Origin of the sequence: Paenibacillus oleatilyticus (genome assembly GCF_018998565.1) — a bacterium.
GTDB classification, from domain to species: Bacteria; Bacillota; Bacilli; order Paenibacillales; family NBRC-103111; genus Paenibacillus_G; species Paenibacillus_G oleatilyticus.
In genome coordinates this window covers 128,213-148,807 of the sequence record NZ_JAHNZO010000019.1, presented here as the reverse complement: position 1 = coordinate 148,807, position 20,595 = coordinate 128,213, and the positions used below count along the sequence as shown (strand labels likewise).

Sequence of the window (20,595 nt, the reverse complement as noted above, 5' to 3'; positions counted from 1 at the left end):
CGTTCGTCCTGAGCCAGGATCAAACTCTCCATTAAAGAAAAGCTGATTAAAGCTCAAAAGTTACTACTGACGAGAATATGCATTCTCTTTATGACACTCACTCGATGTTCAGTTTTCAAAGGGCAATTCGATTTTAGTATGCCTCCGAACCGTTTGTTCCAAACAGCCGGAAGACTAACTTACCACATCGTTTGTCTGATTGCAACTGTTAATTTTTTTAGGCCATTCAGCCGTTTCAATTAAGAGAAGCTTTCGAGACAACGATCATTACTCTATCACATTTGCTGTCTGTTTGGCAAGCACTTTATTTTTCCATTCCAGGGGACGAACCCGCAAGCGCAGAAGTTGTAATCAAGTGCTGCATGAGACAGCGAAAGTAACTTTACCACACTTCACGGAGGAGATGCAAGTCCAAATTTTATCAGCTTTTGCACTTAACCTGCGTGAAACTTGTGACCGGCTCAAACGGCCGGAATGACACTATAACATAATTGCTGTCTTATGCGCAAGAGCTCTCAAAAATATCCTCTTTCATGTTAATCTATTTAAAGAAGATAAAGATAAGAAGCGGAGGGCGCGGATGACGAAACGAACAATTACGATGGCACAAGGCGTGGCTCTATATATGGGCGCCGTTCTAGGATCGGGCATTCTGATTTTGCCGGGATACACGGCGGACGCCGCCGGGCCCGCGGCGATTGTCTCCTGGCTCTTGCTTTCCTTATTAAGTGTTCCGATTGCCTACACGTTTGCCAGACTTGCGTTGAAATACGAAAACTACGGCGGGATCGCAACGATCGTGCAGCAGGCGTTCGGAGAAAGATCCGGCGCTGTGGTCGGCTGGTTCTTTTTTGCTTGGGTCGCGACGGGACAAGCCGTGGTCGGATTAACCGGCGCTTCTTATATTGTTACGGTTTTCGGACTGGCGGGCGAATGGCTGTATGGCTTCGCCTTCCTATTTCTCGTAGCGGCGCTTGCCGCCAATCTGCTCGGGATGCGTATCAGCGGGCTCGTGTCGCTGGGGTTGAGCGGGATTGTGCTCGTCCTGCTGGTGCTGACGATCGCCTTCAGCCTTCCAGCCATTGAGGCGGTCCACTTCCGCCCTTTCGCTCCTCACGGATTGACCGGAATCGGGCAAGCGTGCGTCCTTATTTTTTGGGCGTTCTTCGGCTGGGAAAGCATCACCCATCTTGTACCGGAGTTCCGCAATCCGCAGCGGGACGTGATGCGCTGCACCTGGGCCAGCGTCTTTATTATCGGCGCCGTATACACGCTGTTATCCGCGGTGACGATTGGAACGCATACGTACGGAGACATTGGGACCGAAGCGCCGCTGGCTGCGCTGATGAACCGGGCGCTCGGATTAAACGCGGGGCTGGCAACCGTGGTTGTGGCCTGTATCGTCTGTCTCGGCACGCTGAACGTGTACCTCGCCAGCTCTTCCCGCCTCGGGTATGCGCTGGCCGTCGAAGGAAAGCTGCCGCGATGGTTTGCGAAAACAAGCAAAAGCGGGACGCCCTACCGCTCGGTGTTCTTTCTATTTGTAACAAATACGTTGACGCTGGCTTTCAGCTATGCGGCTTCGTTTTCCGTGGACCGCTTGATTTTGGTGCCCACCACGCTCGGGATTCTCGTATATATTGTAGCTTCGTTTGCCTGCGTAAAGCTGTTGTGGAGCGATAAAGCCGGACGGTTGGCCGCATTGACATCGTCAGCGCTTTGTCTGGCGATTGCGCCCTTTTCGATGCAGTACTTGGCCGTACCGGCCGTCGTGGCTGCGAGCTGCCTGCTGTATTTGCGCTATCGACGCAAAGTATCGGCCGTGAATTCGCCATAACGATATGACAAAAGATCGCCATGTCCGGCCAAGGATTTCGGCGGTCTTTTTCGCGTTTGATAACGGAGAACCTACGGCCATTGATTGCAGACGTACTAAATTTGTCACATTTGACGCTCCTCTGTGATAAATATCGCATAGTTGTGAAAAAAATCACTAATTTTTCGTTAGCTTCCCTGTATACTTTCCTTATACAAAAGAAAAATTCAAAGCTTTCGAGGAGGCCGGACAATGACCCTCAATAAAGAGAAACTTGTCGTTATCGGAAACGGAATGGCTGGCATCAGTACCGTGGAACAAATTTTGAAACTGACAAAACGATTCGATATTACCGTTTTTGGCAGTGAACCGCATCCCAACTATAATCGTATTCTGCTCTCCTATGTGCTGGAAGGCAGCAAAACATTCGACGATATTGTATTAAACGGATGGGATTGGTATAAAGAAAACGGCATTACACTTCATACCGGAACGACGGTTTCGTATATCGATCAAGCTGCTCATGAGGTCGTAACGGAAAATGGAGAGCGTGTGCCTTACGACAAAATCATTATTGCGACGGGCTCGAATCCGTTTATTCTGCCCATCCCCGGCACCGACAAGCAAGGCGTCATCGGCTTCCGGGATATTTCGGACTGCCAGCAAATGCTGGAGGCAGCCAAGTCCTACAAGAAGGCGGCCGTTATCGGCGGAGGGCTGCTTGGACTGGAAGCGGCCAAAGGCCTTGTTCATCTCGGCATGGACGTAACGGTCGTTCATCTAATGGAAGATCTGATGGAGCGCCAACTGGATCATCAGGCAGCATCGATGCTGAAGGCGGAGCTCGAACGTCAAGGCATCAAATTTAAGATGGGAGCAAAGACGGTAGAACTGTTCGGAGACGAACGTGTGGCCGGGCTGCGGTTTGCTGACAATACGGTGCTGGAGGCGGAGTTCGTCGTCATGGCCGTAGGCATCAAGCCGAATGTGGCCGTGGCGCAGGCAAGCGGAATCTGGACGAAACGCGGTATCGTGGTAGACGACTATATGCAAACTTCCATGCCGGACGTTTATGCCGTCGGCGAATGCAATGAACATCGCGGTGTCTGCTACGGACTGGTTGCCCCGCTTTTTGAACAAGGCATGGTGCTTGCCAAGCATCTGTGCGGCGTAGATACGCTCCCCTATGAGGGCTCGGTCGTATCGACGAAGCTGAAAATATCGGGTGTGGACGTGTTCTCCACCGGCGAGTTTATCGAAGATCCGGAGCATGTCGTCATTGCCCATAAGGACGAATGGAAACAAACGTACAAAAAAATATTGCTGAAACAAAATGTGATGGTGGGCGCGGTGCTCTTCGGCGATATTACGGAATCCGCCAATCTGCAAAAGCTGATCAAGCAAAAAACCGTGATGACCGACGAAATTTACGACTCGCTCATGGGTACCGGCTGCTGCGGCGGCGGAGCGAAAGGCGCGGCTTCGGTGGAAGCCATGGCTGATGAGGAAATCGTATGCGGCTGTAACGGCGTAACCAAAAAGACGATTGTCGACGCCATTACGGAACAAGGATTGACGACGGTCGACGAAATTAAAGCCTGCACGGGAGCAACGCGGTCCTGCGGCGGCTGTAAGCCGGTCGTTGAGCAAATTCTGCAGCATGTTCTTGGCGACGGCTTCAAGGCTTCCGTCAAGCAAGGCATCTGTGGCTGCACAACCCTCGGCCGCGATGAAATTGTCGCCGAGATCCGGGCTAAAGGATTGACCTCAACGAAAGAAATTATGCATGTGCTGGACTGGAACCAGCCTGAAGGCTGCTCGAAGTGCCGCCCGGCGCTGAACTATTATTTGGGCATGATTTATCCCGATACATTTCAGGATGAAAAGGAATCGCGTTTCGTGAACGAACGCATGAGCGCCAACATTCAGAAAGACGGCACCTTTACCGTCGTTCCGCGGATGTACGGCGGCGTTACGACGCCGGAGGACTTGAAGAAAATCGCCGACGTTTCGCTGAAGTACGATGTGAAGGTCGTCAAAGTAACTGGCGGACAGCGGCTGGATCTGATCGGCGTGAAAAAAGAGGATGTACCCAAGGTTTGGGAAGAGCTGGGGATGCCTTCGGGCTATGCCTACGCGAAATCGCTGCGGACCGTTAAAACCTGCGTCGGCGCGCAATTTTGCCGCTTCGGCACCCAGGATTCGATGAGCATGGGCGCATTCCTCGAACGCAAATTTGAGCGTCTGGACCTCCCGGCCAAATTCAAAATGGCTGTTAACGGATGCCCTCGCAACTGCGCAGAGGCGTGCACCAAAGATATCGGCATCGTCGGCAATGACGGCGGATGGGAGCTGTTCATCGGCGGCAACGGCGGAATTAAAGCGCGTTTGGCGGATTCGCTCTGCAAAGTAAAGACCGATGAAGAGCTGATCGAGCTTTGCGCGGCCATCATCCAATATTACCGGGAGACGGGAAAATATCTGGAGCGTACTTCGGAATGGGTGGAACGAATGGGTCTTGAAACGATCCGCAAGGCGGTCGTTGATGATATGGAGAATCGCAAAGCGTTGGTGGAACGGATCGAATTCGCATTGGCACAGGTAAAAGATCCGTGGACCAAAATGCTGAACGACACGGATACGCGCACGGCTTTGTTCCAAAACCTGGAGCCGGCAGCCCAATAAAACTAAACTTTGGATACAGGAAGGAGTATGGAATATATGAAAGAGCAGGAAACCTTTTATTCAATCGGAACGCTTGATCAGTTTTTGCCGCAAATCGGACGCACCGTGAAATGGCGCGAATGGGATATCGCCGTGTTCCGCACTTCGGACGGAGGAGTCTATGCGCTGGAAAATCGCAGTCCGCATCCGAAAGGCGGACCGCTCGCTGAAGGGATCGTATCAGGGCATTACCTGTACGACCCGCTTCATGACTGGAAAATCGATTTGACTACGGGGCTCGTACAGCTCCCCGATCAAGGACAGGTGCTGACGTTTCCGGCAAAAGTGGAAGGCGGTCAGGTTTATCTCGCTGCGCCCGCTGTCCAAACCGCTTAAGGCGGAAAAGCTTGTCTGACTTTTATACAAGGCAGAAGAGTACCCGGGGAGGACCGCTGTATGTTTACATCAAGCGTAGAAGCAATCGTTGAAGCGGCTGTAAAAAAGAAAGAGAAAATGAACGAGAATCTCGCCCGCTATGTCGTGTCCGCTTTGCTGGCTGGGGCGTACGTCGGGCTGGGCATTATATTAATCTTCTCCGTCGGAGCGCCGGTCGCGGCTGCAAAGTCCGCTTTCCAGCCCATGGTGATGGGGATGTCCTTCGGTCTGGCGCTGACGCTTGTCGTCTTCGCGGGCTCGGAGCTGTTTACCGGAAATAATATGTTTTTTACAATGAGCACGCTTGCCCGCCGAACAACGGTAAACGATACGTTGAAAAACTGGGTGATCGTATTCCTGGGGAACTTGGCCGGAGCCGTAATCCTTTCCTTGCTGATCGTCGGTACCGGTCTTTTCAAAACGGCAGCGCCGGAGCATCTGATCTTCGCCGCTGCGGCCAAAAAAATGGCGCTTCCGTTCTGGGAATCGTTCTTTCGCGGCATTCTGTGTAACTGGCTCGTCTGCCTGGCTTTATGGATGGCCGGAAGGGCGAAGGAAGATATCGCCAAGCTGGTGCTCATCTGGTGGTGTCTGTATGCCTTTATCGCCAGCGGCTACGAGCATAGCGTAGCCAATATGACGCTGCTTAGTTTGGCCTATTTGCTGCCGCAGCATCCCGAAACGATTTCGATTGGCGGCTGGCTTAACAATATGATTCCGGTCACGCTCGGCAACATTGTCGGCGGCGGCATTTTCGTCGGGATGGCTTACTGGTTCATCTCCCCTGTGAGAAGCAAGTAACTTTAATGAATAACGAGAAAAAACTTTGCCGCGACTGCGGCATTTTTTTCTTTTCCGGGGAAAACAAGGTACAATAGCGATGAGGTGAATGGACATGCAGCCTTTATTGAAGGTAGAAAAGCTGACCGGCGGATACAGCCGCAAAAAGCCGGTGCTGCACGAGCTGTCGTTCTCGGTTCGTCCGGGAGAGATGGTTGGCCTGATCGGATTGAACGGGGCCGGCAAAAGCACGACGATCAAGCATATCCTCGGCCTGATGCAGCCGCACAGCGGTCAAATACGGCTCAACGGCAGATCCGTGGAGCAAGACCCGACAGCCTATCGGCAGACGTATGCCTACGTACCGGAAAACCCGCTATTATACGAAGAGTTGACGGTGAAAGAGCATCTCGAAATGGCCGCGATGGCTTACGGCGTCCCTAAAGACGCCTTCGAAGAGCGGGCCGCCGCCCTGCTGGACGAATTTCAAATGACCGCCAACTGGAACCGTTTATCGGCTCATTTATCCAAAGGGATGAAGCAAAAGGTCATGATCATGAGCGCTTTTCTCGTACGGCCTGCCTTATATATTATCGACGAGCCTTTTCTCGGCCTCGACCCGCTCGGCATCAGAGCGCTGCTTGAGCTGATGGTCCGGGTCAAAGAAAGCGGCGGCGCCATTCTGATCAGCTCGCATATTTTGTCCACGATCGAGCGGTACGGGGACCGATTTCTTTTGCTTCATCAAGGCCGGTTGACGGCTGAGGGGGACGTGGAAGCGCTGCAAAAGCAGGCGGATATGCCGGGCGCTTCGCTCGACGACTTGTTCTGCAGCCTGGTTACCCGGGACGTGACGCTGCGATGAACAAACACGAGCTGCCTTCCGATATTTCGGGATTGTGGAGCAAACGAACTTCGGAGTTTTGGCGGGAAATACGTCCCTATGCCGGATATGCGCTACAAAGCTTCTCTTACGCGGCTATTTTGATTATGCTGGCCGGAGGATACTTTTATACCCGGTTACTGAGTGAGGCGCCGCCGGATTTTCCGTTTCGTGAGACCGCAGCGCTCGTGCTCCTGCCCTTTTTGGCCTGGTGCCCGGTTCGGACCTATATAAGGAAAGCGGACTTCATTTATTTGCTTCCGATGGAGACAAAACTGTCGGGTTATATGCATCGGGCGGTGATGCGGTCATTTTGGATACAGTCGTTCCTGCTGCTTGCCGTGTGGATGGCGGCTTGGCCGATGTATGCCATGGCGGCCGGCGGAAGCCTCGTTCCATTCGGTCACGTACTGATCATGGCGATTCTCGCGAAACGCGTGCTGATCTATGGCGCATGGCTAGAGCTAAAGCTGACGGACCGTCTGCCGATCATTCTATGGTCGGCCCTTCGTTGGATCGTGGCCGCCGCAGCGGCGCTGCTTCTGCTCCGCCTGCCGCTGTGGACGGGGACGTTGGCCGTCTCCGCCGTGCTGCTGGTTTACCTCGTGGCGCTGCGGCTCATGGGCGGCAAACGAATCTTGAACTGGCTAAGGCTCGCCGAAACGGAGCAAAGACAGCGGGCGCGCATTTTCAGGCTTCTGAACTATTTTATCGATGTAGCGGACATCCCGAACCGTCCGTCGCCGATTCGCGCGCCGATGAAGCTTCTTCGGGGGCTGGGAGGCTTCGGGTACGGTTCGGCTCATACTTACCGTTACTTGTTCACTCTGGTATGGCTTCGCTCCGAGCTCGGCGGAATTACGATGCGATTGACGGCACTCGGCTTCTTACTGATTGCCTGGACCCGCGGCGATGCGCTTGCCGTTTTCTTGTTCGCCCTGTTTGCGGGACTAACGATGCTCCAGCTTAAAGAGCTGCAAAAAGCATACCGCCACTCCGATTGGTCGTATATTTACCCGCTTCCGCCGGAATTGCGCATACGTTCGGCCGCAGCCATCCGTTTCCGCATTCATGCCGCTTGCCTGCTCCTGCTTGGCGTGCCTCTGCTGTGGGCGATGTCCCATCCCGGATTCGCCGTTGTGACGCTATGCGCCGGGTTGGCGCTGTCTTACGGGTACGCCAGATGGACCATGCGCGCGAAGCGAGCCGCAAAAAAGAAATAGCCCCTGTCCCCTTCTCCGATCCTGTCGTATAATGGGGATTGCTTTTAGAATCAGACCGTTTGGGATATAGAAAGGAACGCGACCTATGAAACCAACCCCTGCGATATCGAGAGCGCCGCGAAGGCGAAGAAGCATGTCGAGGAGCCCGTTATGGCTGCGGATCGTCGTCGGACTGCTGGCTGTGGCGGTGATCGCTTGCATAGGAATCTCGGTTTATGTGGGATGGAAGCTGTCCCACCCTGTGCCGAAGGCGCTGGATGATTCGCCGGAACGCCTCGGACTCGCCTACGAAAACGTGCAATTTCCGAGCCGCGAAGGCGGATTGACCTTGAAAGGCTGGTATTTGCCGGGCAAAGTGACGGAGGGAGAAGGCGCAGCCGCCAAACCGAACATCATTATGGCCCATGGGTACAAAAACAACCGATTGCAAAAAAGCGCCGAAGCGTTGTCATTAGCCAAAGAGCTGACGGACCGGGGCTATAGTGTGCTGATGTTCGATTTTCGCAATGCCGGGGAATCCGAAGGCAGCGTGACATCGATCGGCTACTATGAAAAGCATGACCTGCTCGGGGCCATTGATTGGATGAACCAAAATCACCCGGGCAAGCTGGCGTTGCTCGGCTTCTCGATGGGAGCAAGCACTTCGCTGCTGGCCGCAGCGGAAGAGCCGTCCGTGCTCGGCGTGGTGGCGGACAGTCCGTTTAATCATTTGACCCGCTATTTGAAGGACAATTTGCCTGTTTGGTCCAATTTGCCCAACTTCCCTTTTACGCCGCTGATCTTGAGCATTTTGCCCCCGATGATCGGGGTTGATACGGATCAGGTGGACGGACTCGCGGCGGTCGACCGCATTTACCCGCGGCCGGTGCTGTTCATTCACAGCACGAAAGACCCTTCGATTCCCTACAGCAACAGCGAGTCGATGTGGGAGAAGCACAAGGATAAATTCGAGCTGTGGACGACGGTGGCGGAAGGACATGCCAAGAACTATCCGCCGCTCAAAGCGGAGTATGTGCAGAGAGTAACGGCTTTCTTGGAAAAACTGTAATATGTAGAAAAAAAACGAGCCACGGTGCTTTTATGCGCCGGAGGCTCGTTGTTCGTTTTATTAAGGAGAAGAATAGCGAATCCGCTGCCCGCTGCGGGACGATTCGTAAATGTCCGTCACGAGACGGAGCGCTTTGTAGCCTTGGGGGCCGTTCAGCGCGTAAGGCCTTCCCTTCAGCACATGCTCGTAAAAATCACGGATTTGGTAGCCGTGGCTGACGCCCCAGTACGATTTTGCCCCAAGGTCGTTCGGTACCGGCTCGCTCAGAACCGCCGATGTGCCGTCCCGATGCAGATACAAGGTATCGCCCAGCAAATGCAGCCGTCCTTGCTCGAACACCAGTTCCACCTCCACCGGGGAGTTGACACCGTACGCATTCGTTGCATAAAAAACCGCCGTCGCCCCGCTGGCAAACACCAAATGGGCATGCGCCGAATCTTCGACCTCGATGACGCCTTCAAGCGCATCCGTCGAAATCGAGCCCTTGATGCTCTCCACCTCGCCGCCGAACCACTGCAGCAAATCGAGCGTATGAATCGCTTGGTTGATAAGCACGCCGCCGCCCTCCGTCGCCCAGCGCCCCTTCCATTCGGTCTCGTAATACTGCGGGCTGCGGTACCAGGTCACGATGCCTTTCATGCAGAGCAGCTTGCCTAGCTCCTCCGAATCGATCGCCTGCTTCATACGGACCGAAGCGGGGTTGTACCGGTTCTGGAAAATGACGCCGAGCTGCACGTTCGTATGCTTCGCTGCTGCCTCCAGCATCGTGCGCGCCGACGCCTTGTTCTCGGCCATCGGCTTCTCCGTTAACACATGTTTACCCGCCTCCAGCGCGTCGACCGCCATGGGAGCGTGCAGATAATGGCCGGTGCATACGTGGATGACGTCAATATCGCTGCGCTTCAGCATCTCGCGGTAATCCGCGTAATAATCGCAGCCGTACCGCTGCGCGGTTTGCCTCCCGACCGTTTCGTCCGTGTCGACAACCGCTTTCAAATCGGCCAAGCCGAGCTTGGCGATCGCTTGCAAATGAACGCCGGCAATGGCGCCGCAGCCGATCAGAGCCGTACCTAAACGTTTCACAGGGTTCACCTAGTTTCTTCAGTGGTAGAATAACTCCATCATGACGTATAATAAAAACAACTTCCTTGCATTGATTGCTATATTTATTGCTTTTTTTGACTTTTACCCGACAGAGGAAAACGGCCATGTATATTCACGGAAAAAATAAATATTTCGACTTTACCCACCGCCGGATGGAAGCGCCTCCAAAATTCGATTTTCATCTTCACGACCGGTTCGAGATTTACTTTTTTATCGCCGGCGACGTCCATTATCTGATCGATAAAAACGTTTACCCGCTCAGCTATGGAGACATGCTGATTTTGAACAACCGGGAGCTGCATAAGCCGACCTTTCGTTCGAATGCACCGTATGAAAATGTCGTCATCCATTTTGATCCTTCCATCGCCGCCGGTCTGGCGCTGGTCTCGGATTTCCCTCTGCTCGATTGCTTCGTCAACCGGCCGCAAGGGGAATCCAATCGGATCGCGTTCAGCGGCCCCCGGCTGGATGCCGCGCTCGCTTTGTTCAAGAAGGCCGAGCTTCTGCTTTCCGAGCCGCCGGACGGAGCCGATCTGCTGCTGACCGCCTGCATGATCGAGCTGCTCGTGCTGGTCAATCAGGCGTTCCGCGACCATCGCTCGGGCACCGGCTATAATCCGGTCGTAACGCACGAAAAGCTGGGACCGCTGCTCGAATATATCGACGGGCACCTGGAGCACGATTTGACGCTGGAAGCGCTGGAGCGGCAATTTTATATGAACCGCTATTATCTCAGCCGTCTCTTCCGCAAACATACGGGAAGCACGATTCACGAATATATTTTGCTCAAACGGATTGCCCGCGCCAAAAAGCTGCTTCAGGAGGGGCATAATGTCACCGCCGCCTGCGAAGGCTCAGGCTTCAACGATTATTCGCACTTTATCCGGATATTCAAGCGGTTTGTCGGGGTCCCCCCGGGGCAGTACCGCAAACGATAAGCGGAACGTGGAAACGCAGCAGGCCCCTTACGTATCGAGAAACCGCTCCCGCACTTCGGGAGGCGGGAGCATGCAGGAGTCGCTTTTGCCGAAAAAGCGGTACCGGTTCGCGGCGATCCAGCGATAGACCCAATCCCGCAGCGGCCGCGGGACGACGATACATGCGTAAAGCAGCGGCCACGCCCCGTCCAGCCTGCGGAGCACCCGAAGCCCCGCGGTCGAGCGCGTGTACACCCGGCCCTGCTCAAGCAGTACGAATGTATTCAGCTCGGCAGGATCGAGCCCATGCCGCCGCAGCAGACGGCTTCCGGTCTCGGATTGGATGGCGACGAACCGGAAGGCGGCGCTTCGATCGCGGGGAATTATGAACTGCACGACCCGTTGGCAAAATCCGCACACTCCGTCGTAAAACACAAACGGATGCTGTTCTGCTTCCATATCCTTGTGCGAGCTCTTCTCCATCGCCGTTCCGCCTCCTTCCGTAAGCCTTTCTTTATTGTATTGTACACCATACGTCGTCTTTTTGGCGCGCCTCAAAAAAAGACCGGTCCCGGGAGACGACTTATGCGCCCCGGGACCGGTGGTGGTTGAAACTCCATCTAAACTTTAGTCTTGAAAAGTAAACCGCTCATGTATCGGCACCTTGCCGGACAGGCTCAGCACCCTGCGCTGAACCGCCGCCAGCAGCTTGGTCCGCGTAACCAGGGAGATCACCACCGGCGCAAACGTTCGAATGAACGGGGTCGAGGTAAAAAACATTCTCGCCGCACGCGCTTGCATTTTGTGTACCGAGCGAATTTCGCTGTCGCGCAGCGCTTGAACGCGTCCGAGACGATCCGCAGACACGTCGCCGTCCTGGAGCGCGTCGTAAATGACATCAGCCGCAATCACGGCCGTGGTGACGGATAACGATACACCGACCGCGCCGACGGGCGAAGCGCAATGTGCCGCGTCTCCGATGAGCAGGCAGCCGTTCTTAGCCCACTGCTTGACATAAAAATCCTTGACCTGCAGAAGCACAAACGGCTTGAAATCGGTCAGCGCTTCGGCAAATTCGCGAAATGCCGGATGCGCGGCCAGCAGCTCTTGGCGGAACGGCTCGATGCCGTGCTCCCGGATCGCCTTCCATTCACCCAGCGGCACGGCCACGCCGACCTGAAGACAATTCGGGTATTTCGGCAAAATGATGTAGCCGTAGCCGTCGGTTATTTTCAGCCGCAGCTCGTCGCCCCAATCGTCCGGCTTCGGGATCGTGAACCAGATCAGATCGCCCGCGAGGTGCTCATATTCCATCTCAAACCCGCCCAGCCGGCTGACCGCCGAAAAGCGGCCGTCCGCTCCGACCGTAACGCGGGCGCGTACCTCTAGCGTCCCTTCGGGCGTCTGGGCGATAACTCCGGTTACCCGCTCCCCCTCATAGCGCAGCTCTTTCACCGCGGCATGAAACAGCAGCTCGAAGGAAGGCAGAGACTTCGCTTTGTCGTAAAGCGCCTGCAGCAAAATAGGCTGCGGCATCCAGAGCGCGTACGGAATTTCCTTGGAAATGTTGTCGAAGCTGAACTCGCCGAGCCGCTTGTCTTTGTAATAAAGAGCGCCCTTGCGAACCTTCGACGAAGGGAACGATTCGATATAGCTCCGCAAATTCACCTGCTCCAGCAGCTGCAGAAAGCGCGGCTGAAGCACCTCCCCGCGATATTCGCGGTCAAAGTTGTCATGACTTTCCAGCACAACGACATCGACGCCGGCTTTGGCCAACAGCATGCCAAGAATAAGTCCGGCCGGGCCGCCTCCCGCAATACAAACGTCTTTTTCCATCACGCGATGAACCATCGTTATCGCCTCCGTTTGTGCGAAGATCGTGACTTCAAATCTGAAATGAGTGAGCACTCACTTTTGTATTTTCAGTATACTCCGCCCTCTCACCTTGCGTCAATGGAGAGCTGTCGTCTACCGTTTCTTTTCCCGTTCGCTCATGTAGAGAGAAGGCTTTTCGCCCGTGATCCGTTTGAAGGTGCGCTGAAAATACGACTGGTCGCAGTAGCCCAGATGGTCGGCGATATCGCCGATCGTCAGCTCCGAGTGCTGCAGCAAATATTTGGACGCTTCGATCCGCAGCGCATGGACGTATTCTCCGATCGTTTGCCCGGTCGTTTCCTTGAAGATCGTCGCCGCATAAGCGGGACTTTTGCCGATGAACCGGCCAAGCTCTTCCTTCGTCACTTTTTCCCGGTAATGCTCTTGAACATACTTTTTCATCTGGGCGGTCTGCGCGCTCTTGACATCCGGCCTGCGGAAGGCGTCATAGTCCCGATTGAACTCGGCCAGCAAATCAAGCAGAAGACTCAGACCCTTCACCTGGTAATAATCTGGCCGGTCCGTCCATTGCGCATGCAGCTTCTTCATCAGCCGCAGCAGCAGGTCCATATTTCTCGGCTTGAACACAACTGGTCCGGCTTCATCCAGCACCGGCAGCCAGCCCGCTTCCGGCTCTGCGGTGAACTCGACGCGGTATTTCTCGTGAGCGACGGTCGGAATGCTCTTGGCGTAAAACGGCACGTCGCGCGGCACAAACAGCACGTCGCCTTTTTCCATCACGATCTTCTCTTGGCGGACCCAGTAGCAGCATTTCCCGTAGGCCACGGCATGAAGCGAATAGGCTTGGGGGCTGTCCTCGGAGGCGATGTTCCATCCGTGTCCCAAATCGTGGGCCGAAGCGATGAGCCGAATCATTCCCGCACCTCCTTCACAAGATGATCAAACTATTTTACAAAAAGTGTACTATATTTCATAGTGCAACGGCAATTTTTTCGTTACAATACGTTCATTACAGACATCATGCACCTGCCCGGAAAATTCGGAGACGACGGAATCCCGGATGTCCGGACAAGCCGAAGGAGAATGAGACCCATGCGAAAAACGAAAATAGTATGTACGATTGGCCCGTCCTGCGAGACGGTGGGGCAGTTGAAAAAGCTGATTGAAGCGGGGATGAACGTCGCCCGGCTGAACTTTGCCCACGGCGAACCGGCCGAGCACAGCAGCCGCATTGCAAATATCCGGCAAGCCGGGAAAGAGCTGAACCGGCCCATTGCCATTATGATCGATATCAAAGGACCTGAAATCCGCACCGGCAAGCTGGTTGACGCCTCGTACACGTTGAAGCAAAACGAGCAGGTCGTGCTGACGACCGAACCGATTCTCGGGGACGGGCAGCGCATTCCCGTATCGTATCCGGACCTCCCGAAGGATGTATCCGTCGGTACGTCCATCCTGATCGACGACGGGCTGATCGAGCTGAAGGTGGAAGCAATCGCAGATACGGAAATTCACTGCCGGATCTTGAACGGCGGTGTCCTGAAGGCGCGCAAAGGCGTTAACCTTCCCGGCGTGAGCACCTCGCTGCCCGGCGTGACGGAACGGGATATCGAGCACATCCGTTTCGGGGTGCGGGAAGGCATCGACATGATTGCGATGTCGTTCGTCCGCAAAGCGGCAGACGTGCTGGAGGTACGGCACCTTCTGGAGCTGTACGGGGCGCCGGACATTCAAATCATTTCGAAAATCGAAAACCTGGAAGGCGTCGACAATCTGGACGAAATTCTCGAAGCTTCGGATGGCTTGATGGTGGCGCGCGGAGATTTGGGCGTGGAAATTCCGGTCGAAGACGTGCCTATTATTCAAAAGCAGATGATCCAAAAGTGCAACCGGGCCGGCAAGCCGGTCATTACCGCAACGCATATGCTTGACTCGATGCAAAACAACCCGCGTCCGACCCGCGCGGAAGCGAGCGACGTCGCCAACGCCGTGTTTGACGGCTCCGACGCCGTGATGTTGTCCGGGGAGACGGCCTCGGGCAAATACCCGATCGAGTCGGTCGCCACGATGGCGCGCATTGCCGAACAGACCGAAGCGTCGCCGGAATACCGCAAGCGCAAGCTGGGCCACGTGCTGGTCCGCAGCAGCGTGACCGAGGCAATCAGCCAAGCTGTCGTCGGTTCGGCCGACGATCTGCATGCCAAGGCGATTCTGACCTCCACCGCGACCGGCTTCACCGCCCGCATGGTGTCCAAATATCGTCCTGACGCTCCGATCATAGCGATCACGCCGAACGAGACGGTCATGCGGAATTTGAATTTGGTCTGGGGCGTCGTCCCGATTCTGGGCGAACAGGTCAGCTCGACGGACGAGCTGTTCTCCTCCGTTGTCAGCCGGGGAATGAAGGAAGGGTTGCTGGAAGCCGACGATCTGGTCGTTATCACGGCCGGGGTGCCTCTGGGAGGCACGGGCACGACGAACCTCATCAAGATCCAGCATGTGTGCGAATTGATGCATTAAACGAAACGCAAAGGGATGACTAGCATCCGCGTGTCCAGGCTCAGCCTGACGACGGCCGCCGTCATCCCTTTTTTTCAGTTCAATTCGCTTAAAGCTTCGCGGTAAACGCAAGGACCGCCTGTGCCAGCTCGCCCGGCGCTTCCATCATGCTCATGTGGCCGGCCCCGTCGATCTGGCTGCGCTGAAAAGCCTCCTTGTCGACGGAGAACGTACGCTGCGGCGGAATGATCTGATCGCCTGTCCCGGCGACGAGCAGCACCGGCACCTGCGCAGCGGACAATACGGCGTTGCGGTCCGGCCGCTGCCGCATTCCTTCCAGCGTACGGATCGCGCCCTCCGGGCTTGTCCCCAGCCCGATCTCCTTCGCCTTGCGCACCGCCTCCGGCATCGTCTCCAGATGGGCCGGAGCGAACAGCTTCGGGATCAATCCTTCGATAAACACCGGCAGCCCTTGCTCCCGGATCGTCTCCATCGCCTTCAGCCGGCCTTCTTTACCCTTCTCGTCGTCCGGAAACGCGGTCGAATGTAGCAAGCCGAAGGCAAGCAGCTTGTCCTCATGCTTCTCGGCCAGCGCGAGCGTCACGTACCCGCCCAGCGAATGGCCGAGCACGACCGGACGGCCGATATTCAGCCGGTCGATTAACGCCGCGATATCGTCCGCTATCGCCTCCATCGTATACGTCCCCTCGGGGGCGTCTGATGCGCCGTGCCCGCGCAGATCCGGTATAATCAACCGGCAGCGGCTTTCAAGCAGCGGCGCGACTTCGTCATAATAGGCCGAGCTCCCGCAAAAGCCGTGAAGCAAAATGACAGGGGTTCCTTGTCCCCGGTCGATATAGGCCAGTCTCGTGCCGTTTACGTCCGCATACCGTTTGTCCATGGTGAACCACTCCTCTTTTTTCGCACGCTATCGCTAGATAGCTTTTAAGGGTATTATACCCGTTTTACCCGGGAATTTCCGCCTTGAATCGAACAGAGTGGCGCCAAGATAAACGGCAGCATGAAAAAAGAACCGAATGTCCTCTCCTTCCTCTAGAGATTGGAAGACATCCGGTTCCTTCCCTTTCCTTGCGGCGCTCAAGCCGATTAAGACTGCGGATTGGCCGGGCTGACGCTCGTCGTTGCAGCAGCAGGCTCGGCTACCGCTTTATATTTGGACGACACGTAAGTTTCCGCTGTCGGCTCGGTAATCGCCTGGGTGTTCATGCTGTCCGGCTTCGGATCGGTCAACGTGTACGTAATGACTGCCTGGCCGTCCGCTTCGAATCGGATGCCGCTAATCGCGATACCGTAGCCGCCCGTCGGCTTCTCGCCGCGGGACAGCACGACTTTGTTCACGTCGTCGTTCACTTTTTCGACCGTCACTTTAACGTCTTCCTGCGGCGTCGGCTTTTGCACATTCGCGTGCGATTCGACGAATTTGATCGCCCTATGCAGCCAGACGGCCGCTTCGCCGCGGGTCAGCTCCCGCTTCGGATAAAACTTTGCATCCTCTCCCAATGTGATCAGCTTGTGCAGCACCATCCGCTGCACGCTGTTGCTCACCTTCGGATCGATCTCGTCCTGATCGGCAAGAGTGACGAACATTTCGATCACCGGGTACGTCCCTTTCGTATCGATCGCATGGATTAGTAGATCCGCGTACTGCTCGCGGGTAATCGTGCCGTTCGGGTCGACATCCTTCGGAATCGGCAGCCCGTTCAATTGGGCAATCACGAAAGATTCGGCGTACCACGCGTTATTCGGCACGTTCGTATAATAATCCGAGGCTTCGGGCTTCTTGACGAAGCGCATCGTGTCCATATTCAAATTTAGCCCTTTGACCAGCATATGAACGGTTTGCGCATAGCTGGCTTTGCCCGTTGGGACGAAATGCTCGCCGTCTACCCCGCTGACGATTCCGCGCTGCTTCAATGCCATGATCGGCTCCTTCTGATCGGCGCTTAAATCGTTGAAAGCCGAGGCCGACCCGGCTGTCAAGCTGCCGAGCAGCGCTGCTGCCGACAGGAATGCCACTGTTTTTTTCATCATAATTAAGAACCACCTTTCGCTGTTTGCTCCGGAGTTACTTACTAAACGGACGGGGTCTGCCAAATGTTGCAGCAAAGCCAATGCGGCGGAGCCCATCCAAGGCATGTTCCGAAAAATGGCGCATAAGCTGTAAATAGATACCATTATGAACCGGGAGGAAGTCGGCATGCCCGTAGCGCTGGTGCAAATCGCCTTGTTTCTGATCGTCATCCGTTCCGCGTACATGACGCTCCAGCTTTTCCGGCGTCCGAGGAAGCCGTGGCTCGATCTGCTGCATTACGTCTCGGTTGCGATCGTGGCCGTGTCGTTTTTATTTCATTAAAAGCGGTTGGCTTTCCTTGCTCGCCCCCGGCACGAATCCGTACAATTACTGCTAACCTCCTCCGTTTCATCATCCGATGGCGGAGTTTTTTTACATTTTCCCTTTTTCAGACGGACAAATATTCGGAAAACGCCCATTTTCCCCGTTCCCAACCAGAGAGGTCTGTGCTAGTATGAGGGGTATGATTCAAATTGTCGTATTTTGTAGTTTTTTGAAGGATCGTCTCTAAAAATATTCCCCTACATATTGACCGTTTATGAATAAGAATGGTAAAGTATTTATCACCTACTAATTCCATTGGAATTATATAATTACAGCCATTCGGGGGAGGAACTTATCGTCATGTCACATTGGAGAAAAAGCGTCCTGCTGGTACTCATCTTCGTGCTTTCGATCAGCATGGTCGCTTGCGGCGCGAAACCGCAGGCTTCGGAGCAAGGCGGCACGAACGCCCAAGCGGGAAGCAACGCGGACAACCCGCTCGCGAATAAAAAGATCGCGCTAATTATGCAAATTAACCTCGGCACCTTCTCCGCGCAGTATATCGAAGGCGTGAAGGAGCAGGTCGAGAAGCTCGGCGGCAAAGTAACCGTCACTCCGGCCGACGGCGACCTTGCCAAGATGGCCTCGAACCTCGACGCCGCCATCAACCAGAAGGTCGACGGCATCCTGATCGACCACGGGACCGCGGCAGCGCTGGAAGCAGGCGTGAAGCGGGCGCTGGAGAAGAAAATCCCGGTCGTCGCCTTCGACGCCGATCTGAAGATTCCGGGCGTGACCGTACTGGAGCAGGGCGACGCCAAGATGGCCGAAATGACGCTGGACAAGCTGGCAAAAGACATCGGCGGCAAAGGCAACATCGTCAAAATCTGGGTTGCAGGCTTCGCCCCGATGGAACGCCGTCAAGTCGCTTATAAAGAATTCCAGGATAAAAACAAGGACATTAAGGAAATCGCCGCTTTTGGCGCCGCGTCACAGAACACTGCACTGGATACGCAAGCGCAAATGGAAGCGATTCTGAAGAAATACCCGAACAAAGGCGATATCTCCGCCGTATGGGCCGCTTGGGACGAGTTCGCCAAAGGCGCGTCGCGGGCCATTCAGCAAGCGGGCCGCACGGAAATTAAAGTATACGGCATCGATATGAGTGACGAGGATCTGCAAATGATCCAGGATCAAAAGAGCCCGTGGATCGCTTCCGCCGCCGTCGATCCGAAGGATATCGGACGCATTCAGGTTCGTTACCTGTACCAAAAGCTTCACGGCGACCAAACGCCGGACAACGTCGTTCTCGACCCGGCATTCGTCTCCCGCGACCAGCTGCCGCAGCAGCAGATCTCGACCGCTCAGCTGAGCGAGCATGTGAAAGGCTGGGGCAATAGCCAGCAAGGCTACACCGACTGGCTGAAGAAAGCCGAGAAACCGGCGGCCAAGTAACCATCTGAATAATCCAATCCCACCGACGCGGAGCCGGTGGGATTTTCCGTTGAAGGAGCGTGAGACTGTCCCGATGACCATTTCCGCAGCCCGATTAGAAATGAAAGGCATATCCAAATCGTTCCCCGGCGTCCGGGCGCTGCATCAAGTCGATTTCGAGGTGCGCGGCGGCGAAATTCATGCGCTGCTCGGCGCGAACGGAGCCGGAAAAAGCACGCTGATGAAGGTGCTGTCCGGCGCTTACCGGCCCGATGAGGGCAGCATCCGGATCGACGGGGCCGCGCTGTCGATCGGCGGTCCGCTCGACGCCATCCGCAGCGGCATCCAGTGCGTGTATCAGGAGGTCGATACGGCGCTTGTTCCGAGACTGACCGTCGCGGAAAACATCATGCTGGACCGGCTCACCGCCGGACGCGGCTGGATCGATTGGAGCAGCCTGCAGCGGGAAGCTTCCCGCGTGCTGGCCGATATCGGCTTGACCGGCCTGGACGTCCGGCAGCAGGCCGGCGAGCTGTCTATCGCGCAAAAGCAGCTGGTGCTGATCGGCCGGGCGCTGGCGCAAAAGGCGAAGTTTATCATCTTCGACGAGCCGACCGCCCCGCTCTCCGGCGAAGAAGCCGAGCAGCTCTTCCGCATCATGAACCGGCTGAAGGCCGACGGCGTCGGCTGCATCTTCATCTCGCACCGGCTCGGCGAAGTGTTCCGCATCAGCGACCGGGTCACCGTCATGCGGGACGGGCAGCGCATCTCGACGAAAGCGGCGGCGGACACGGACGCGCAATCCGTCGTCGAAGAGATGCTCGGCAAGCCGTTCGAGGAGGAGTTCCCGAAGGCGGAGGTCGCCATCGGCGAGCCGCTGCTCGAAGCGCGCGGCCTGACCAGCGGCACCAAGGTGCGCGGCGTCGATCTGACGGTGCGGCGCGGCGAAATCGTCGGCGTCGTCGGTCTGGTCGGCGCGGGCAAAACGGAGCTGTCGCGCCTTCTGTTCGGCGCCGATCCGCTGGACGCGGGCGAGCTGCGGCTGCACGGCCGCGGGCTGAAGCTTCGCGCCCCGGCTGACGCCGTCCGCGCGGGGCTTGCGCTCATCCCGGAGGAGCGACGCAAGCAAGGCGTGCTTGTCGAGCTGTCGGTGAAGGCGAATCTCGCGTTGACGCTGCTCGAACGGCTCAGCCGGCTCGGCTTCGTCAACCGCCGCAAGGAGACGGAGAATGCGGACGCCCGCATCGCCGAGCTCGGGATTCAGCCGCCGAACCGGGAGCAGCAGGTCAAATATTTGAGCGGCGGCAACCAGCAGAAGGTGGCGGTCGGCAAATGGCTGCCGACGGATGCCGAGGTCTATTTATTCGACGAACCGACCAAAGGCGTCGACGTCGGCGCCAAAAGCGATATTTTCCGCTTGATCGGACGACTCGCCCAGGAAGGGAAAGGCATCGTGTACTTATCGTGCGAAATCGCGGAAATTCTCGGCATTGCCGACCGGATTCTCGTCATGAGCTACGGACGGATCGTGAAGGAGCTGTCCCGCGACGAAGCGACGCAGGAGAAAATATTGTACTATGCAAGCAGCGGGGAGGCATAA

The 20,595-nt window shown here is 55.8% G+C and carries 18 protein-coding genes; 12 read left to right on the top strand and 6 right to left on the bottom strand.

Annotation, left to right across the window (positions count from 1 at the left end; all coding sequences use genetic code 11):
• Positions 1 to 580: 580 nt before the first annotated feature.
• The 7 genes from KQX66_RS23075 (at position 581) to KQX66_RS23045 (ending at position 8,849) form a co-directional block, all read left to right on the top strand.
• On the top strand, positions 581 to 1,837 hold the full coding sequence (locus KQX66_RS23075) for an APC family permease (RefSeq protein ID WP_216795161.1): 1,257 nt from the start codon (positions 581 to 583) through the stop codon (positions 1,835 to 1,837).
• 231 nt (positions 1,838 to 2,068) lie between these two features.
• The gene (gene nirB, locus KQX66_RS23070; protein WP_216795160.1) at positions 2,069 to 4,501 is read left to right on the top strand and encodes a nitrite reductase large subunit NirB; all 2,433 of its coding nucleotides are present in this window, start codon (positions 2,069 to 2,071) and stop codon (positions 4,499 to 4,501) included.
• Positions 4,502 to 4,537: 36 nt separating this feature from the next.
• Complete coding sequence (nirD, locus tag KQX66_RS23065; protein WP_216795159.1) at positions 4,538 to 4,876, top strand: nitrite reductase small subunit NirD; 339 nt, start codon at positions 4,538 to 4,540, stop codon at positions 4,874 to 4,876.
• Between the two features lie 60 nt (positions 4,877 to 4,936).
• Positions 4,937 to 5,716: a formate/nitrite transporter family protein gene (locus KQX66_RS23060; RefSeq protein WP_216795158.1), complete on the top strand. Its 780-nt coding sequence runs from the start codon at positions 4,937 to 4,939 to the stop codon at positions 5,714 to 5,716.
• Between the two features lie 94 nt (positions 5,717 to 5,810).
• Positions 5,811 to 6,560 carry an ABC transporter ATP-binding protein gene (locus KQX66_RS23055; RefSeq protein ID WP_216795157.1) on the top strand — a complete coding sequence of 250 codons (750 nt, stop codon included), beginning with the start codon at positions 5,811 to 5,813 and terminating at the stop codon, positions 6,558 to 6,560.
• Complete coding sequence (locus KQX66_RS23050; RefSeq protein ID WP_216795156.1) at positions 6,557 to 7,801, top strand: ABC transporter permease; 1,245 nt, start codon at positions 6,557 to 6,559, stop codon at positions 7,799 to 7,801. The genes KQX66_RS23055 and KQX66_RS23050 overlap by 4 nt, the downstream gene beginning before the upstream one ends.
• 133 nt (positions 7,802 to 7,934) lie before the next feature.
• On the top strand, positions 7,935 to 8,849 hold the full coding sequence (locus tag KQX66_RS23045) for an alpha/beta hydrolase (protein WP_216795155.1): 915 nt from the start codon (positions 7,935 to 7,937) through the stop codon (positions 8,847 to 8,849).
• 60 nt (positions 8,850 to 8,909) lie between these two features.
• Here the strand turns inward: KQX66_RS23045 and KQX66_RS23040 are convergent, their stop codons facing one another.
• A complete protein-coding gene (locus tag KQX66_RS23040) occupies positions 8,910 to 9,932 on the bottom strand; it encodes a Gfo/Idh/MocA family protein (RefSeq protein WP_216795154.1) in 1,023 nt (340 codons plus the stop codon).
• A gap of 125 nt (positions 9,933 to 10,057) precedes the next feature.
• Between KQX66_RS23040 and KQX66_RS23035 the strand changes: the two genes are divergently transcribed.
• Positions 10,058 to 10,891: an AraC family transcriptional regulator gene (locus KQX66_RS23035; protein WP_216795153.1), complete on the top strand. Its 834-nt coding sequence runs from the start codon at positions 10,058 to 10,060 to the stop codon at positions 10,889 to 10,891.
• Positions 10,892 to 10,918: 27 nt separating this feature from the next.
• On the opposite strand, the gene KQX66_RS23030 is transcribed toward KQX66_RS23035, so the two are convergent.
• The 3 genes from KQX66_RS23030 to KQX66_RS23020 form a co-directional block, all read right to left on the bottom strand.
• Positions 10,919 to 11,353, bottom strand: coding sequence for a thiol-disulfide oxidoreductase DCC family protein (locus tag KQX66_RS23030; RefSeq protein ID WP_216795152.1), 435 nt, complete (start codon positions 11,351 to 11,353; stop codon positions 10,919 to 10,921).
• A gap of 144 nt (positions 11,354 to 11,497) precedes the next feature.
• On the bottom strand, positions 11,498 to 12,721 hold the full coding sequence (locus tag KQX66_RS23025) for an FAD-dependent monooxygenase (RefSeq protein ID WP_216795151.1): 1,224 nt from the start codon (positions 12,719 to 12,721) through the stop codon (positions 11,498 to 11,500).
• A gap of 117 nt (positions 12,722 to 12,838) precedes the next feature.
• A complete protein-coding gene (locus tag KQX66_RS23020; protein ID WP_216795150.1) occupies positions 12,839 to 13,621 on the bottom strand; it encodes a helix-turn-helix transcriptional regulator in 783 nt (260 codons plus the stop codon).
• A gap of 177 nt (positions 13,622 to 13,798) precedes the next feature.
• Between KQX66_RS23020 and pyk the strand changes: the two genes are divergently transcribed.
• Positions 13,799 to 15,226 carry a pyruvate kinase gene (gene pyk, locus KQX66_RS23015; RefSeq protein ID WP_216795149.1) on the top strand — a complete coding sequence of 476 codons (1,428 nt, stop codon included), beginning with the start codon at positions 13,799 to 13,801 and terminating at the stop codon, positions 15,224 to 15,226.
• A gap of 88 nt (positions 15,227 to 15,314) precedes the next feature.
• Here pyk and KQX66_RS23010 read toward each other — a convergent pair whose 3' ends face one another.
• Positions 15,315 to 16,106: an alpha/beta fold hydrolase gene (locus tag KQX66_RS23010; protein WP_216795148.1), complete on the bottom strand. Its 792-nt coding sequence runs from the start codon at positions 16,104 to 16,106 to the stop codon at positions 15,315 to 15,317.
• 206 nt (positions 16,107 to 16,312) lie between these two features.
• Entirely contained in the window at positions 16,313 to 17,257 is a 945-nt protein-coding gene (locus KQX66_RS23005; protein ID WP_216795147.1) for a protease complex subunit PrcB family protein, read from the bottom strand.
• Between the two features lie 166 nt (positions 17,258 to 17,423).
• On the opposite strand from KQX66_RS23005, the gene KQX66_RS23000 reads away from it, so the two are divergent.
• The 3 genes from KQX66_RS23000 to KQX66_RS22990 all read left to right on the top strand — a co-directional run bounded on the left by KQX66_RS23000 (position 17,424) and on the right by KQX66_RS22990 (position 20,595).
• Positions 17,424 to 17,579, top strand: coding sequence for a hypothetical protein (locus KQX66_RS23000; RefSeq protein WP_216795146.1), 156 nt, complete (start codon positions 17,424 to 17,426; stop codon positions 17,577 to 17,579).
• Positions 17,580 to 17,921: 342 nt separating this feature from the next.
• Positions 17,922 to 19,016 carry a sugar ABC transporter substrate-binding protein gene (locus tag KQX66_RS22995; protein ID WP_216795145.1) on the top strand — a complete coding sequence of 365 codons (1,095 nt, stop codon included), beginning with the start codon at positions 17,922 to 17,924 and terminating at the stop codon, positions 19,014 to 19,016.
• 73 nt (positions 19,017 to 19,089) lie between these two features.
• The gene (locus KQX66_RS22990; RefSeq protein WP_216795144.1) at positions 19,090 to 20,595 is read left to right on the top strand and encodes a sugar ABC transporter ATP-binding protein; all 1,506 of its coding nucleotides are present in this window, start codon (positions 19,090 to 19,092) and stop codon (positions 20,593 to 20,595) included.

Coding starts and splice junctions, on each gene's coding strand:
- KQX66_RS23075 (WP_216795161.1), top strand. CDS start 581: ATGACGAAACGAACAATTACGATGGCACAAGGCGTGGCTCTATATATG.
- nirB (WP_216795160.1), top strand. CDS start 2,069: ATGACCCTCAATAAAGAGAAACTTGTCGTTATCGGAAACGGAATGGCT.
- nirD (WP_216795159.1), top strand. CDS start 4,538: ATGAAAGAGCAGGAAACCTTTTATTCAATCGGAACGCTTGATCAGTTT.
- KQX66_RS23060 (WP_216795158.1), top strand. CDS start 4,937: ATGTTTACATCAAGCGTAGAAGCAATCGTTGAAGCGGCTGTAAAAAAG.
- KQX66_RS23055 (WP_216795157.1), top strand. CDS start 5,811: ATGCAGCCTTTATTGAAGGTAGAAAAGCTGACCGGCGGATACAGCCGC.
- KQX66_RS23050 (WP_216795156.1), top strand. CDS start 6,557: ATGAACAAACACGAGCTGCCTTCCGATATTTCGGGATTGTGGAGCAAA.
- KQX66_RS23045 (WP_216795155.1), top strand. CDS start 7,935: ATGTCGAGGAGCCCGTTATGGCTGCGGATCGTCGTCGGACTGCTGGCT.
- KQX66_RS23035 (WP_216795153.1), top strand. CDS start 10,058: ATGTATATTCACGGAAAAAATAAATATTTCGACTTTACCCACCGCCGG.
- KQX66_RS23030 (WP_216795152.1), bottom strand. CDS start 11,353: ATGGAGAAGAGCTCGCACAAGGATATGGAAGCAGAACAGCATCCGTTT.
- KQX66_RS23025 (WP_216795151.1), bottom strand. CDS start 12,721: ATGGTTCATCGCGTGATGGAAAAAGACGTTTGTATTGCGGGAGGCGGC.
- KQX66_RS23020 (WP_216795150.1), bottom strand. CDS start 13,621: ATGATTCGGCTCATCGCTTCGGCCCACGATTTGGGACACGGATGGAAC.
- pyk (WP_216795149.1), top strand. CDS start 13,799: ATGCGAAAAACGAAAATAGTATGTACGATTGGCCCGTCCTGCGAGACG.
- KQX66_RS23010 (WP_216795148.1), bottom strand. CDS start 16,106: ATGGACAAACGGTATGCGGACGTAAACGGCACGAGACTGGCCTATATC.
- KQX66_RS23005 (WP_216795147.1), bottom strand. CDS start 17,257: ATGATGAAAAAAACAGTGGCATTCCTGTCGGCAGCAGCGCTGCTCGGC.
- KQX66_RS23000 (WP_216795146.1), top strand. CDS start 17,424: ATGCCCGTAGCGCTGGTGCAAATCGCCTTGTTTCTGATCGTCATCCGT.
- KQX66_RS22995 (WP_216795145.1), top strand. CDS start 17,922: ATGTCACATTGGAGAAAAAGCGTCCTGCTGGTACTCATCTTCGTGCTT.
- KQX66_RS22990 (WP_216795144.1), top strand. CDS start 19,090: ATGACCATTTCCGCAGCCCGATTAGAAATGAAAGGCATATCCAAATCG.